This window comes from Stenotrophomonas sp. C9D9 (assembly GCF_056491205.1).
Window position 1 is genome coordinate 159,716 of the sequence record NZ_JBSZIF010000007.1, and the last position, 14,440, is coordinate 174,155.

13 protein-coding genes are annotated in these 14,440 nt (G+C 67.0%); 7 read left to right on the top strand and 6 right to left on the bottom strand.

The annotated features are described in order from the left end of the window. Position 1 precedes the first annotated feature (1 nt). Positions 2 to 706: a squalene/phytoene synthase family protein gene (locus tag ACXI0D_RS21690; RefSeq protein WP_479643146.1), complete on the top strand. Its 705-nt coding sequence runs from the start codon at positions 2 to 4 to the stop codon at positions 704 to 706. A gap of 105 nt (positions 707 to 811) precedes the next feature. Here the strand turns inward: ACXI0D_RS21690 and ACXI0D_RS21695 are convergent, their stop codons facing one another. Genes ACXI0D_RS21695 through yidD form a run of 3 tightly spaced genes read right to left on the bottom strand, consistent with a single transcriptional unit; the run spans position 812 to position 3,259 of the window. Continuing rightward, positions 812 to 1,657, bottom strand: a complete 846-nt coding sequence (locus ACXI0D_RS21695) for a M23 family metallopeptidase (protein WP_182474387.1) — start codon at positions 1,655 to 1,657, stop codon at positions 812 to 814. Beyond that, positions 1,657 to 3,003 carry a dihydroorotase gene (locus ACXI0D_RS21700; protein ID WP_049442773.1) on the bottom strand — a complete coding sequence of 449 codons (1,347 nt, stop codon included), beginning with the start codon at positions 3,001 to 3,003 and terminating at the stop codon, positions 1,657 to 1,659. Before ACXI0D_RS21700 ends, ACXI0D_RS21695 begins: the two co-directional genes overlap by 1 nt. 1 nt (position 3,004) lies before the next feature. After that, entirely contained in the window at positions 3,005 to 3,259 is a 255-nt protein-coding gene (yidD, locus tag ACXI0D_RS21705) for a membrane protein insertion efficiency factor YidD (protein WP_005414016.1), read from the bottom strand. A gap of 271 nt (positions 3,260 to 3,530) precedes the next feature. Here yidD and dksA point away from each other — a divergent pair, with 271 nt between their 5' ends. Further along, entirely contained in the window at positions 3,531 to 4,760 is a 1,230-nt protein-coding gene (dksA, locus tag ACXI0D_RS21710) for an RNA polymerase-binding protein DksA (RefSeq protein WP_049442774.1), read from the top strand. A 523-nt stretch (positions 4,761 to 5,283) separates the two neighbouring features. Here dksA and ACXI0D_RS21715 read toward each other — a convergent pair. The 3 genes from ACXI0D_RS21715 to cysS are packed head-to-tail and all read right to left on the bottom strand — an operon-like array spanning position 5,284 to position 8,411. Beyond that, positions 5,284 to 6,531, bottom strand: a complete 1,248-nt coding sequence (locus ACXI0D_RS21715; RefSeq protein ID WP_101765814.1) for an MFS transporter — start codon at positions 6,529 to 6,531, stop codon at positions 5,284 to 5,286. Then, positions 6,528 to 6,980 carry a SufE family protein gene (locus ACXI0D_RS21720; RefSeq protein WP_010486631.1) on the bottom strand — a complete coding sequence of 151 codons (453 nt, stop codon included), beginning with the start codon at positions 6,978 to 6,980 and terminating at the stop codon, positions 6,528 to 6,530. The genes ACXI0D_RS21715 and ACXI0D_RS21720 overlap by 4 nt, the downstream gene beginning before the upstream one ends. Before the next feature lie 54 nt (positions 6,981 to 7,034). Next, a complete protein-coding gene (gene cysS, locus ACXI0D_RS21725) occupies positions 7,035 to 8,411 on the bottom strand; it encodes a cysteine--tRNA ligase (protein ID WP_049442776.1) in 1,377 nt (458 codons plus the stop codon). Between the two features lie 188 nt (positions 8,412 to 8,599). Here cysS and ACXI0D_RS21730 point away from each other — a divergent pair, with 188 nt between their 5' ends. The 5 genes from ACXI0D_RS21730 to ACXI0D_RS21750 all read left to right on the top strand — a co-directional run bounded on the left by ACXI0D_RS21730 (position 8,600) and on the right by ACXI0D_RS21750 (position 14,438). Then, positions 8,600 to 9,163, top strand: coding sequence for a hypothetical protein (locus ACXI0D_RS21730; protein WP_479643154.1), 564 nt, complete (start codon positions 8,600 to 8,602; stop codon positions 9,161 to 9,163). A gap of 319 nt (positions 9,164 to 9,482) precedes the next feature. Then, complete coding sequence (locus tag ACXI0D_RS21735; RefSeq protein ID WP_014037861.1) at positions 9,483 to 10,493, top strand: N-acetylornithine carbamoyltransferase; 1,011 nt, start codon at positions 9,483 to 9,485, stop codon at positions 10,491 to 10,493. 119 nt (positions 10,494 to 10,612) lie between these two features. Then, positions 10,613 to 11,809 (top strand): argininosuccinate synthase, encoded by a 1,197-nt coding sequence (locus ACXI0D_RS21740; protein ID WP_049442778.1) that lies wholly within the window; start codon positions 10,613 to 10,615, stop codon positions 11,807 to 11,809. 137 nt (positions 11,810 to 11,946) lie between these two features. Then, positions 11,947 to 13,035: an acetylornithine deacetylase gene (locus tag ACXI0D_RS21745; RefSeq protein WP_049442779.1), complete on the top strand. Its 1,089-nt coding sequence runs from the start codon at positions 11,947 to 11,949 to the stop codon at positions 13,033 to 13,035. Between the two features lie 74 nt (positions 13,036 to 13,109). Further along, on the top strand, positions 13,110 to 14,438 hold the full coding sequence (locus ACXI0D_RS21750) for an acetylglutamate kinase (RefSeq protein WP_049442780.1): 1,329 nt from the start codon (positions 13,110 to 13,112) through the stop codon (positions 14,436 to 14,438). Positions 14,439 to 14,440 lie beyond the last annotated feature (2 nt).

Consider the following 14,440-nt stretch of genomic DNA (forward strand, 5'->3'; position numbering starts at 1 on the left):
AGTGAGCAGTACCGCGCTGGACAGTTTCCTCGACAAGTGGCGCAGCCGTTGGCCGGAATGGTCGGTGGCCGCCCCGTTCGTGGCCGAATCGCAACGCGAGCTTGCAGTGGCGTGGTTCGCGCTGCTGCAGGAATTCGACGACATGCTCAACACCAGCGGCGACCCGTTGCCGGCCGACGCCAAGCTGGCATGGTGGGGCGAGGAGCTGCGCAGCTGGGCCGCACATCGTTCGCGCCATCCGCTGGGTCGCCTGCTGGAGCCGGTGCGTGCGCCGTGGGCACAGTTGGCTGAAGCACTTCCGGACCTGGTTGAAGCGCGCACGGTCGCGCTGGATGCGGCCGGTGCCGAGCGCGCGCTGGCGAATTACGCCGAGGCCGTGGCCGCGGTGGAGGCGGCCTTGTTCGCCGACAAGCCGCGTACCGGCGCCGGCCGTGCGGTGCAGCTGCAGACCCTGGCCCAGCGCCTGCAGGATGCGGGCGTGGCCGGTGTGCCGCGCAGCCTGCTGGACGAAGACGCCAGCAATGCCGCACAGCGCTGGGCGCAGCATCTGTTGAAGGTGTGGGGCACCCGCGTGCCCGGCCCGCGCCCGCGCCGCGTGTGGTCCAGTCTGGCGCGTGCGCGCGTTGCAGCGCAGGCCGCAGGCAAGCCGATCGAAGCCACGCCGGTGCGCACCCTGCTGCGCGTATGGTGGGCCGCGCGCGGTTGATCGATCGGCCCTGCTGACTGCTTCTGGTGGGTGCGGACCTTGGTCCGCACGCTCTGAGGGATTGTGCCGACCAAGGTCGGCACCCACCAAAGCGCATTACGCGCGTTATTTGCGTTCCAGCACCAGCAGCGGGTCGATACGGGTATCGAACCAGTTCATGCCCCAGTGCAGGTGCGGGCCGGTGGCACGGCCGGTGGCGCCGACCGCGGCGATCACCTGGCCCTGTTCCACTCGGTCGCCGACCTTTACGTCGATGCGCGACAGGTGCAGGAAGTTGGAGCTGACCCCGAAACCGTGGTCGAGCAGCAGCGTGCCGCCGGTCAGGTACAGGTCCGGGCCGGCGAAGGTGACGATGCCGGCAGCCGGTGCTTTCACCGGCGTGCCGGTCGGCACCGCGATATCCATGCCGGAATGACCGGCGCCGGGCTGCCCGTTGTACACGCGCGCATTGCCGAAGCGGCCGCTGATGCGGCCCTGCACCGGCCAGATGAAGGTCTGGGTGAAGTCGGTGCGGTCGTCATCGCGGGCGCGTGCGGCGGTCACCTGCGCCTGTTCGCGCTTGATCCGCTCGGCAATCGCCGACGGCGGATTGACCGTCTTCGGCGGCACGCCGTTGACCCGCTCGGTCGGCCAGTCGCGCGGCGTCACCGCAATGGTCGCGGTCTCGCTGCCACCATCGGGGCGCTGCACCTGCACGCGCAGCGGGCCCTTCTCGTCACGGCCGATGCCGAACACCACGCTGCCGTAGCCGCTCACCCGCAGCTGGCGGCCGGCGTACTGCACGCGGCTGCCGGCGGGTACCTTGCCGATCACCAGCGCGCCCTGCGACGCGCTGGCCGGGAACACCACGCGGCTGTCGATCAGGCTGCCGATGCCATCCTGCGCCTGCGCCGGGGATGAGGAAAACAGGGGCGCGGCCAGCAGCGCCCCGATCAGAAGTGCGGAGCGCATCAGCGGTCGTAGGTCATGCGCTGGCCGGCGGGTTCGCCCACCAGCTTGCTGCCGTCCCACACCTGCTGGCCGTTGACCCAGGTGGAGGCGATGCGCGAACGGAAGGTGGTGCCTTCGAACGGCGACCAGCCGCACTTGGACAGCACATCCTCGCGCTTGACCGTGAACGGCACGTCCTCGACCAGGACCAGATCGGCGAAGTAACCCTCGCGCAGGAAGCCGCGCTCTTCCACGTCGAACAGCTGCGCCGGGGCGTGGGCGAACTTCTGCACCACCTGCTCGCGGGTCAGCTTGCCTTCGTGCACGCGCTCCAGCGCGGCCACCAGCGCGTACTGCACCAGCGGCAGGCCCGACGGCGCCTGCGCGTAGGGCTTCTGTTTCTCTTCCCAGGTGTGCGGTGCGTGGTCGGTGGCCAGCACGTCCAGCACGTCATCGGCCAGCGCGGCGGTGATCGCCTCGCGGTCGGACACTTCCTTGATCGCTGGGTTGCACTTGATCAGGTTGCCCTTGGTCGCATAGTCCGGGCGCGCGAAGTGCAGGAAGTGCACGCAGGTTTCGGCGGTGATCTGCTTGCGGCTGCCGTCGGCGCGGATCAGCGGGCCCTTCTCGAACAGCGCCAGTTCGTCGGCTGTGGAAATGTGCAGCACGTGCAGGCGGGTGCCGTGCTTGCGCGCCAGCGACATCGCCAGGCGGGTCGACTTGATGCAGGCCTCGCGCGAGCGGATGTCCGGGTGCATGTCCGGGGTCAGCGCGTCGCCGTACTTCTCCTGGAAGGCCTTCAGGTTGGCATCGATCATCGGCGTGTCTTCGCAGTGCGTGATGATCGGGGTCGGGCATTCGCGGAAGATCGCGTCCAGCGTTTCCGGGTTGTCGACCAGCATGTTGCCGGTCGAAGCACCCATGAACACCTTCACGCCGGGCGCCTTCTTCGGGTCCAGCGCACGGATCGCGTCCAGGTTGTCATTGCTGGCGCCGTGGTAGAAGCCGTAGTTGGCCCAGGCGCGGCCGCGCGCGAGCTCGTACTTGGCTTCCAGGATGGTCGAATCCAGCGTCGGCGGGTTGGTGTTGGGCATGTCCATGAAGCTGGTCAGGCCACCGGCCACGGCCGCGGCCGATTCGCTGGCGATGTCGCCCTTGTGGGTCAGGCCCGGCTCGCGGAAGTGCACCTGGTCGTCGATCATGCCGGGCAGCAGCCAGCGCCCGGCTGCGTCCACCACCTGCTCGCCGTCGCGCGGCGCCAGCCCGCTGCCGATCTGCGCGATGCGGCCGTTCTCGATGCGCAGGTCGCCGTCGAAGGTGCGGCCTTCGTTGACCATGCGGGCGTTGGTGATGAGAGTGGAGGACATGTCAGTGTTTTCCTGTGCAACGGCAAGAGGGGGCGTTGGGGGACTCGGGCACGGGGTCGAAGCCGCCGGGATGGAACGGGTGGCAGCGGCCCAGCCTGCGCGCAGCCAGCCAGCTGCCGCGCAGCGGGCCGTGCCGCGAGATGGCCTCCATCGCGTATTCAGAACAGCTCGGCACGAAACGGCAGCGTGGCCCCAGCAGGGGGCTGATGAAGCGCTTGTAGAAGCGCAGCAGGGCGATGAGCAGGCGCGAGATCACCCAGTCATCTTATGCCAGTTGGCATGAAGGCCGCATTTGTGCAGGATGGGCCGTTGGTCGCATGTCGCCGATGGCCTGCGACCGGTACCAGCACCTTCGGGTGCTGGCCAGGTTCCGTACCGCGCAAGGCGGTCCGTGTTCGTCGGACTGCCCCTTGGGCGCCTTGACTCCAGGACTGAATGGAGCAGGGTGCCGAGGTTGCTGCTGCGGGTCGGGTAGGCTATAAAGGCCCGCTTTCCCGGGCCCCGGGGAATCCAAGGAAGAGCGTTTCGTGGCTGCTAAAAAAACTGCAAAGAAGGCCGCAACGGCCGCCAAGAAAACCGCCAAGCCTGTTGTGAAGAAGTTGGCGGCAAAGCCCGTTGCCAGGAAGCCGGCCAGCAAGCCGGCGACCAAGGCAGCGTCCTCGCAACCGGCGGCCAGGAAGGCCACCGCAAAGAAAACGCCGGTCAAGGCGACCAAGCCGGTAGCGAAGAAGGCCGCTGCGCCCGCCAAGGCCAAGCCAGCCGCCGCCAGCAAGAAGGCGCCGGTGGTGAAGAAGGCTGCCAGCAAGGCTGCGCCGGTGAAAAAGGCCGCCGCCAAGCCGGTAGCGAAGAAGGCAGCAGCCAAGCCAGCGCCGAAGGCGGTGGTGAAGAAGGCTGCAGCCAAGCCGGTCGCAAAACCGGCGGCAAAGAAGGTCGCTGCGGCCAAGCCGGTCGCCACGCCTGCCGCTGTAAAGAAGGTTGCCAAGAATGTTGCCGCGCCGGCCGTAAAGCCGACCCCGGCCCCAGTAGTGAAGTCCGCACCGAAGCCTGCTGCCAAGCCGGCTCCGGCCAAGCCTGTCCCGGCCAAGACCGTGGCAGTGGCAGCAGCCCAACCGGCCTCCAAGCCGGCCCCGGCCGCCGCTCCTGCCGCCTCGAAGGCCCCGCAATCCAAGAATCCCGTGCCCGTTTCGAAATCGCCTGCCAAAACCGCCGTGAAATCCGATTCCGCCCCGAAGACCGTGTCGCGCCCTGTCGGCAAGGTTGCCGTGGCCGTCGCCGCCCGTTCGGCGGCACCGGCCCCGCGCAGCAAGTACAAGGTGGTCGAGTACAAGACCGACGAGGCCACTGGCCGCCCGATCCTGCCGGCTGGCTACAAGCCGTCCTCGGAAGAGGAATACATGAGCCCGCTGCAGCAGGAATACTTCCGCCAGCGCCTGCAGAACTGGCGCGCGGACCTGGTGGAAGAGTCCAAGCAGACCATCGAGAACCTGCGCGAGGAAGTGCGTGACATCGGCGACGAAGCCGAGCGCGCGACCCGCGAGACCGAGAATTCGCTGGAACTGCGTACCCGCGACCGCTACCGCAAGCTGATCGGCAAGATCGACAGCACCCTGAAGCGCCTGGAAGCCGGCGACTACGGTTACTGCGTCGACACCGGCGAAGAAATCGGCCTGGAGCGCCTGGAAGCGCGCCTGACCGCTGAGCGCACCATCGACGCCCAGGAGCGTTGGGAGCACCTGCAGAAGCAGCAGGGCGACTGATTCCCGATCGTTGTGATGTCATGCGAAAAACCCGGCCTCGGCCGGGTTTTTTGTTGGGAGGTGGTTGGCTGGGTAGAACGGCGCCTTCCGGGTATCGGACCCACCCGCAGGCTCTCGACGGTTTCCTGCGTGCGCGGTTGCTGTAAAGCCGAGCCCATGCTCGGCTCAGGCCGAAGCCAGAGGGCAAGGAAGAGCAAAAGCAAAAGCAGCCAAGCATGGCTTGGCTCTACCAAGGGCGGTCATGCGTGCGCTCGCGGCTGTTGGGTCCGCCTTGTAGCGAGCCGAGCACCGCAGGGGAATCAGGGGCGAAGAGGCGCCGCTGTTTGAGCGCAGCGAGTTCGGCGCCGCCCCCTGATTCACCGAGGAGCACAGGGCACCGGCGCGCAGCGCCGGCTCGCGGATGGCGGCGCGTTTCTTTGGTTACTTTCTTTGCGCGCGCAAAGAAAGTGACAAACCCATTCATCGAGGGAAAGTGACGTGGCCAGTCAAACGCCCGGCGCCGCCGAACGCGCTCTCCGCGGGGTCACTGCAGATCACGCAGATTCAGTTTCCGCAACGTCGGGTTCTTCCACGCGGTGATCCCGGCCACGCTCAGCACCGCGAACCCACCCAGCACTACTGCCGGCACCAGGCCGAGCAGCTTCGCCATCGTGCCGGCATAGAACGCGCCCAGTTCGTTGGACGAACTGATGAAGATGCCGTTGATCGACGACACCCGGCCGCGCATTTCCTCAGGCGTGGCCAGCTGCAGGATGGTCGAGCGGATCACCACCGAGACGCCATCGAAGGCCCCGTAGAACAGCAGGATCAGCGCCGACAGCCAGAAGTGCTGCGACAGCCCGAAGCTGATCACGCACAGGCCGAACCCGGCCACCGCGAACAGCAGCACGCGGCCGGCATTGCGGTGCAGCGGGTGGCGGGCCAGCCACAGGCCCACGCAGACCGAGCCCAGCGCCGGCATTGCGCGCAGGATGCCCAGGCCTTCCGGCCCGTGGTGCAGGATCTCGTGCAGGAACGCCGGCAGCATCGCCACCACGCCGCCCAGCAGCACCGAGAACATGTCCAGCGCCATCGCCCCGACCATGATCCGGTTGCCGACCACGAAGCGCGCGCCTTCAGCGATGCTCTTGAAGATCGGGGCGGCCGGGCCGGTATGCACCGGTTCTTCCACCTTCAGCGTGGCCAGGCAGGCCATCGCCACCAGTGCGAAGACGGTGGCCACCGCGTAGGACAGGCCCTTGCCGCCGAAACCCACCAGCACACCGCCCAGTGCCGGGCCGGCGATCATGCCGGCCTGGAATACCACCGCGCCCAGGCCGGCGCCCCGCGCGAACTGGTCACGGGCCAGTACGCGGGCGAACAGGGCGTTGTAGATCGGCGACAGGAAGGCGCGGACCATGCCGGTCAGCGCGATGGCTGCATAGATCGGCCACACGCCGTCGATCGGCAGCCAGCCCATGGCCACGCTGGTCAATACCAGTGCGGTGGCGACCAGTCCGCAACAGGCGACCATGCCGAGCCGGCGGCGCGGCAGATGGTCCACCAGGTAACCGGCAAACGGCGCCACGCAGAAGAACGGCACGACCTCGGCCAGGCCGATCAGGCCCAGCGAGAACGGATTGCGGGTGACTTCGTAGATGTGCCAGCCGACGGTGACCGCGACCACCTGGTAGGACAGCATCGCGAAGATGCGGTACGCCAGCAGCCTGGCGAATCCGGGCCGGGACAGCAGGCCCAGCGCGCTGTCTTCGGCTGTGGCAGGTTCGCTCACGACGGGTCGCGCTGCAGCTGCGCCTGCGCGGTCTCGCGGATGAAGGCCAGCATGGCCGCCACGCCGTTGCTGCGGGTCGGCGAGAGGTGGCGGGCCAGGCCGATGTCCTGGATGTAGCTCGGTTCGGTGGCCAGGATCTCCTGCGCCGAGCGCCCGGAGTACACGCGCAGGGCCAGGAAGATCAGTCCGGAGACGATGGCCGAATCACTGATGGCGTGGAAGCGCAGCGACTGCGCGTTGCCTTCGGGCACGATCCAGACCATCGACTGGCAGCCGAGCAGGCGATGCTCTTCGGTCTTCCACTCTTCCGGGAAGGCCGGCAGCTTGCGGCCAAGGTCGATCAGGTACTGGTAGCGCTCGGACCAGTCGCCGAAGAAGCCGAATTCCTCGGCGATGGCGGTCTGGGCCTCGGCGGCGGTGGGTTCAAGCGGGAACGGGGAGTCGGTCACAACAGTCTCTACGGTGGGGGCGTGGCCGGCGTGCCGGCCACGGGGCAGGGCGGGTCAGCCGCGCTTGCGCGACCAGCGCACGCCCTGCGGGGTGTCTTCCAGCACGATGCCTTCGGCGGCCAGCTGGTCGCGGATGGCGTCGGAACGGGCGAAGTCGCGCGCCTTCTTGGCAGCGGCACGCTCATCGATCAGGCCCTGGATGCGGGCATCGTCGCCGTCTTCGCTGGCCGCGGTGCCGAACCACTGCGCCGGATCGGCCTGCAGCAGGCCCAGTGCCAGGCCGGCGCCGAGCAGTTCACCCTTCAGGCGCGCCTGCTCGGCCGGGTCGGTGGCACGACGCGCATCGGCGGCGATGCGGGCCACTTCAGCCAGCGCCTGCGGGGTGTTGAGATCGTCGTCCAGGGTCGCTTCGACCGTGGCCGGAATCACTGCAGTGGCCTCGACCGATGCCAGCTCGCGCAGAGTGCCGTACAGGCGGTCCAAGGTGCGCACCGACTGTTCGATCAGGCCATCGGACCAGTCCAGCGGCTGCCGGTAGTGGGCCGACAGCAGGGCCAGGCGCAGCGCTTCCGGCGGGTGTTGGCGGACCAGATCGTGCACGCGCTCGATGTTGCCCAGCGACTTGCTCATCTTGGCGCCGCCGAAATTGAGCATGCCGTTGTGCAGCCAGAAACGGGCGAAGATCTTGCCGCCATGGGCGCATTCGCTCTGCGCCAGCTCGTTCTCGTGGTGCGGGAACTGCAGGTCGACGCCGCCGGCGTGGATGTCGATGGTCTCGCCCAGGTGGGCGGCAGCCATCGCCGAGCACTCGATGTGCCAGCCAGGCCGGCCCCGGCCCCACGGCGATTCCCAGCCGGGCAGGTCGTCACTCGACGGCTTCCACAGCACGAAATCACCCGGGTCACGCTTGTACGGGGCGACGTCGACGCGGGCACCGGCCAGCATTTCGTCCGGATCGCGGCGCGAGAGCTTGCCGTAGCCGTCGAAGCTGGCCACCGCGAACAGCACGTGGCCCTCGGCGGCGTAAGCATGATTGCTGGCGATCAGCTGCTCGATCATGGTGATGATCTGCGGAATGTGCGCGGTCACTTCCGGCTCGATGTCCGGTGGCACCACGCCCAGCGCGGCCATGTCTTCACGGTAGGCGGCGGCGAACTTGTTGGTGATGGTGCTGATCGGCACGCCCTGCTCACGCGCGGCGGTGTTGATCTTGTCGTCCACGTCGGTGATGTTGCGGGCGTAGCGCAGCGCGCCGAAACGGCGTCGCAGCAGGTCGGCCAGCACCCCGAACACCACCGGGCCACGGGCGTTGCCGATGTGCACGTAGTTGTAGACCGTCGGGCCGCACACATACAGGGTCGGACAGGCTGGATCGAGCGGGGTGAACGGTTCGAGCTGGCGAGTCAGGTTGTTGTGCAGGCGCAGGGTCATGGGGCTGTGGCTGGGGGACAAGCCTGTGATTTTAGAACGTGTCGGCCCCCTTTGGGGGCACCCGTTGCCACCGGTGGACGCCGGGGTCACCCAGGGTGGGGTGGGCAGGAGCGGCGTGGACGGGTAATGTTCAGCCCCTTGCGCTCGCCACTGCCTACACTATTGCCGTGTCCTTGCTCCCGTCGCCAATGAAATCCACCGCGTTGCTGACCCTGGCCTGCCTGTCGGCGCTGCCCGCCGTGGTGCTGGCGCAGGAGGCCGAGCCCCGCAACCGGGTGGTGATCGTGGAGAACGTGAAGTTCGACTATGCCCAGGTCCTGAACGTCGTGCCGGTGTTCCAGACCCTGCGTGCGACCCGCACCGAAGAGCACTGCGAGCCGGTGTCGACCCGGACCCTGGCCCCGGTCAACGTGACGGGCGAGGAGCCGGTCGAGGACAAGGGCCGGATCAGCCGCTTCTGGGACTCGGTGCGCTCGATGTTCAAGCGCAGCGACGAGGAAGCCGTTGAGGAGACCGGAGCCGAGACGCCGGCCCCGGCGCCGGCCAACACGGGCCCGATGCTGACCCGCGACTGCCGCATTGTGCCGGTGGGGCGTGAATTCCGCCGGCCCATCGCCTACGACGTGGATTACGTCTACAAGGGCACCAAGTACCGCTCGCGGCTGCCGGAAGACCCCGGCAACCGGCTCAAGATCCGGGTGTCGATCACTCCCTGGGTCGGCCCCGAGCAGGGTACTGCCAGCAATCCCTGATTCTGCGACCCCGGCCCCTTGCGCCGGCCCCGGGCGCATGCAAAGATATTTGACCATGAAGCTCACCGACTTCCAGCACGACAGCAGCGCAGCCCGACAGGCGTCTGGCATGACCTCGCGTGCGCGTCGACCGGAACCCCACATCCTCGCTGGGTAACCGGAGCTTTTTGCTGTTCGTCCGAAAAAAACCCAGCCCGCCGGCTGGGTTTTTTCGTTTCTGCGTTCTGAAAGCTGCAACTGCAACCTTTTCGCTCCACCTTTGGTTCCTGCTTTTCCCTTCCACTGCGTCGAACCCGGCGCCGCCACGCAAGGAAAGATGATGTCCCCCAAGCACTTCCTGAACACCCAGGACTGGAGCCGCAGCGATCTCGACGCGCTGCTGACCCAGGCCGCGCTGTTCAAGCGCAACAAGCTCGGCGACCAGCTCAAGGGCAAGTCGATCGCGCTGGTGTTCTTCAACCCGTCCATGCGCACCCGCACCAGCTTCGAACTGGGCGCGTTCCAGCTCGGCGCCCACGCGGTGGTGCTGCAGCCGGGCAAGGATGCGTGGCCGATCGAGTTCAACCTCGGCACGGTGATGGACGGCGATACCGAAGAGCACATCGCTGAAGTGGCCAAGGTGCTGGGCCGTTACTGCGACATCATCGCCGTGCGCGCGTTCCCCAAGTTCATCGACTGGGCCTACGACCGCCAGGACATCGTCCTCAACAGCTTCGCCAAGTACTCGCCGGTGCCGGTCATCAACATGGAGACCATCACCCATCCGTGCCAGGAGCTGGCCCACATCATGGCCCTGCAGGAGCACTTCGGCACCCAGGACCTGCGCGGCAAGAAGTACGTGCTGACCTGGACCTACCACCCCAAGCCGCTGAACACCGCCGTTGCCAATTCGGCGCTGACCATCGCCACCCGCATGGGCATGGACGTGACCCTGCTGTGCCCGACCGCCGACTACATCCTCGACGACCGCTACATGGGCTGGGCCGAGCAGAACGTGGCCGAGAGCGGTGGCTCGCTGAAGATCAGCCATGACATCGACAGCGCCTACGCCGGCGCCGACGTGGTCTACGCCAAGAGCTGGGGCGCGCTGCCGTTCTTCGGCAACTGGGAACCGGAAAAGCCGATCCGCGACCAGTTCAAGCACTTCATCGTCGACGAACGGAAGATGGCGCTGACCAACAACGGTGTGTTCAGCCACTGCCTGCCGCTGCGCCGCAACGTGAAGGCCACCGATGCGGTGATGGATTCGCCGCAGTGCATCGCCATCAACGAAGCCGAGAACCGCCTGCACGTGCAGAAGGCGATCATGGCCGCGGTTGCCGGGCGCTGAATCAAACAAGGGGTAGAGCCGACCGTTGGTCGGCTGCTCCCGCAGCGGCGCATCCAACATTTCAGCCGACCAGCGGTCGGCTCTACCGAATTCCCATCCCCCAAGTGGACCTGATCCCCATGAGCAACAAAGACGTCGTTCTCGCCTTCTCCGGCGGCCTGGATACCAGCTTCTGCGTGCCGTACCTGCAGGAGCGCGGCTACAACGTGCACACCGTGTTCGCCGACACCGGCGGCGTGGATGATGAAGAGCGTGATTTCATCGAGAAGCGCGCCGCCGAGCTGGGCGTGACCAGTCACGTCACCGTCAACGGTGGCCCGGCCATCTGGGAAGGCTTCGTCAAGCCGTTCGTGTGGGCCGGTGAGGGCTACCAGGGCCAGTACCCGCTGCTGGTCTCGGATCGCTACCTGATCGTCGATGCCGCGCTGAAGCGTGCTGCCGAGCTGGGCACCAACATCATTGCCCATGGCTGCACCGGCATGGGCAACGATCAGGTCCGCTTCGACCTGGCCGTGAAGGCACTGGGCGACTACCAGATCATCGCGCCGATCCGCGAGATCCAGAAGGAACACACCCAGACCCGCGCCTACGAGCAGAAGTACCTGGAAGAGCGCGGCTTCGGCGTGCGCGCCAAGCAGCAGGCCTACACCATCAACGAGAACCTGCTGGGTGTGACCATGTCCGGCGGCGAGATCGACCGTTGGGAAGCCCCGGGTGAAGGCGCGCGTGGCTGGTGCTCGCCGCGCAGCGAATGGCCGGAACAGGCGCTGACCGTGACCCTGAAGTTCGTTGAAGGCGAAGCCGTCGAACTGGACGGCAAGGCGCTGCCGGGCGACCAGATCCTGGCCCAGCTCAACAAGCTGTTCGCCCCGTACGGCGTTGGCCGCGGCGTCTACACCGGCGACACCGTGATCGGCCTGAAGGGCCGCATCGTGTTCGAGGCCCCGGGCCTGGTCTCGCTGCTGGCCGCGCACCGCGCGCTGGAAGATGCCGTGCTGACCAAGCAGCAGAACCGCTTCAAGCCGGACGTCGCACGCAAGTGGGTGGAGCTGGTGTACGAAGGCTTCTACCACGACCCGCTGAAGACCGACATCGAGGCATTCCTGAAGTCCTCGCAGGCCAAGGTCAATGGTGAAGTGGTGCTGGAAACCCGCGGCGGCCGCGTCGATGCAGTGGCGGTGAAGTCGCCGCACCTGCTCAACGCCAAGGGCGCCACCTACGCGCAGTCGGCCGACTGGGGCGTGGAGGAGGCTGAGGGCTTCATCAAGCTGTTCGGCATGAGCTCGACGCTCTTTGCTCAAGTCAACCGTGGTTGACTTGAGCACGAGCCCGCGCATTTCACCTTAACCCTGCGCCTTCGGCGCGCCCCCTTCAACAAGAAGGGGGCTCTCCACCAGACGCATTACGGTAGCGCCGGGCCATGCCCGGCGGAATTCCACAGGATCTTTGATTCATGCTTGAACAGACGATCTCGCATCTGCAGGCGCTGGTGTCCTTCGACACCCGCAACCCGCCGCGTGCGATCACCACCGGTGGCATCTTCGATTACCTGCGCGCGAACCTGCCCGGCTTCAACGTCGAGGTGATCGACCATGGCGCCGGTGCGGTCAGCCTGTACGCCGTGCGCGGCACGCCGAAGTACCTGTTCAACGTGCATCTGGACACCGTGCCGGATTCGCCGCACTGGAGTGCCGACCCGCACGTGATGCGGCGCCTGGACGACCGCGTGGTCGGCCTGGGCGTGTGTGACATCAAGGGCGCCGCCGCTGCACTGGTGGCGGCGGCCAACGCCAGCGATGGCGATGCCGCCTTCCTGTTCTCCAGCGACGAGGAAGCCAACGATCCGCGCTGCATCGCCGCGTTCCTGGCGCGTGGCCTGCCGTATGAAGCGGTGCTGGTGGCCGAGCCGACCATGAGCGAAGCGGTGCTGGCGCATCGTGGCATCAGTTCGGTGCTGATGCAGTTCGCCGGCCGCGCCGGCCATGCGTCCGGCAAGCAGGATGCGGCCGCCAGTGCGCTGCACCAGGCCATGCGCTGGGGCAACCGCGCGCTGGACCATGTGGAATCGCTGGCCTCGGCCCGCTTTGGCGGACTGACCGGCCTGCGTTTCAACATCGGCCGCGTCGAAGGCGGGATCAAGGCCAACATGATCGCGCCGGCTGCCGAGGTGCGCTTCGGGTTCCGGCCGCTGCCGTCGATGGACATCGACGGGTTGCTGGCAACCTTCGCCGGTTTCGCCGAGCCGGAAGCCGCATTGTTCACTGAAACCTTCCGTGGCCCCAGCCTGCCGGCCGGTGACATCGCCGAGGCCGAGAACCGCCGCCTGCTGGCGCGCGATGTGGCCGATGCGCTGGAGCTGCCGATCGGCAACGCGGTGGATTTCTGGACCGAGGCTTCGTTGTTCTCGGCCGGTGGCTACACCACGCTGGTGTTCGGTCCGGGCGACATCGCCCAGGCCCACACCGCCGATGAGTTCGTGACGCTGGAGCAGCTGCAGCGCTACACCGACGCCGTGCATCGCATCATCGCCGCCGGCGCCTGATCGACCCCACAACGCCGCCCGGCCCTGCCGGGTGGAACTGCAACGCGGCGACCGCCGCCTGTGACGAAACCGAAATGTCTCCTGCCCTCCAGCCCCACCGCCAGACCCGCCAGACCATCGTGCGCCTGCTTTCCAGCATGGCCAGCGCGAAGGAGATCAGCCAGTACCTCAAGCGCTTCTCGCAGCTGGACGCCAAGCGTTTCGCCGTGGTCAAGGTTGGCGGCGCGGTGCTGCGCGACGACCTCGACGCGCTGACCTCCTCGCTGTCGTTCCTGCAGGAAGTCGGGCTGACCCCGATCGTGCTGCACGGCGCCGGCCCGCAGCTGGATGCCGAACTGTCCGCCGCCGGCATCGAGAAGCAGACCGTCAACGGCCTGCGCGTGACTTCGCCGGAAGCGCTGGCGATCGTGCGCCGGGTGTTCCAGCAGTCCAACCTGCGCCTGGTCGAGGCGCTGCAGCAGAACGGCGCGCGCGCCACCTCGATCACCGGCGGCGTGTTCGAGGCCGAGTACCTGGACGTGGACACCTACGGCCTGGTCGGCGAGGTGAAGAAGGTCAACCTGGCACCGATCGAGGCCAGCCTGCGTGCCGGGTCGATCCCGGTCATCACCAGCCTGGGCGAAACCGCGGGCGGCCAGATCCTCAACGTCAACGCCGACTTCGCCGCCAACGAGCTCGTACAGGAGCTGCAACCGTACAAGATCATCTTCCTGACCGGCACCGGCGGCCTGCTGGACGAGCAGGGCAACGTGATCGATTCGATCAACCTGTCCACCGAGTACGACCACCTGATCGCGCAGCCGTGGATCCACGGCGGCATGAAGGTGAAGATTGAACAGATCAAGGATCTGCTCGACCGCCTGCCGCTGGAGTCGTCGGTGTCGATCACGCGCCCGGCCGACCTGGCCAAGGAACTGTTCACCCACAAGGGCTCGGGCACGCTGGTGCGCAAGGGCGAAAAGGTGCTGCGCGCCACTGCCTGGAGCGAGCTGGACCTGCCGCGCCTGAAGGGCCTGATCGAATCCAGCTTCGGCCGCACCCTGGTGCCGAAGTACTTCGAAAAGACGAAGCTGCTGCGTGCCTATGTCAGCGAGAACTACCGCACCGCGGTGATCCTCACCGACGAGGCGGAGGGCGTGTACCTGGACAAGTTCGCCGTGCTCGACGATGCGCAGGGCGAGGGCCTGGGCCGCGCGGTCTGGAACGTGATGCTGGAGGAAACACCGCAGCTGTTCTGGCGTTCGCGCCACGGCAACCCGATCAACCACTTCTATTACGCTGAATCCGACGGCTGCTACAAGCAGGACCACTGGAAAGTGTTCTGGTTCGGTGCCGATGGCATCGACCGGATCAGCACCTATGTCGACCATTGCGCCCAGCGCGCACCGAGCCTGCAGGACTGAAT

What these genes read in the sequence shown, in the direction of transcription:
- ACXI0D_RS21700 (WP_049442773.1), bottom strand. Translation starts at nt 3,003, where the DNA reads ATGTCCTCCACTCTCATCACCAACGCCCGCATGGTCAACGAAGGCCGC.
- ACXI0D_RS21745 (WP_049442779.1), top strand. Translation starts at nt 11,947, where the DNA reads ATGCTTGAACAGACGATCTCGCATCTGCAGGCGCTGGTGTCCTTCGAC.
- ACXI0D_RS21735 (WP_014037861.1), top strand. Translation starts at nt 9,483, where the DNA reads ATGTCCCCCAAGCACTTCCTGAACACCCAGGACTGGAGCCGCAGCGAT.
- ACXI0D_RS21750 (WP_049442780.1), top strand. Translation starts at nt 13,110, where the DNA reads ATGTCTCCTGCCCTCCAGCCCCACCGCCAGACCCGCCAGACCATCGTG.
- ACXI0D_RS21730 (WP_479643154.1), top strand. Translation starts at nt 8,600, where the DNA reads ATGAAATCCACCGCGTTGCTGACCCTGGCCTGCCTGTCGGCGCTGCCC.
- ACXI0D_RS21740 (WP_049442778.1), top strand. Translation starts at nt 10,613, where the DNA reads ATGAGCAACAAAGACGTCGTTCTCGCCTTCTCCGGCGGCCTGGATACC.
- ACXI0D_RS21695 (WP_182474387.1), bottom strand. Translation starts at nt 1,657, where the DNA reads ATGCGCTCCGCACTTCTGATCGGGGCGCTGCTGGCCGCGCCCCTGTTT.
- cysS (WP_049442776.1), bottom strand. Translation starts at nt 8,411, where the DNA reads ATGACCCTGCGCCTGCACAACAACCTGACTCGCCAGCTCGAACCGTTC.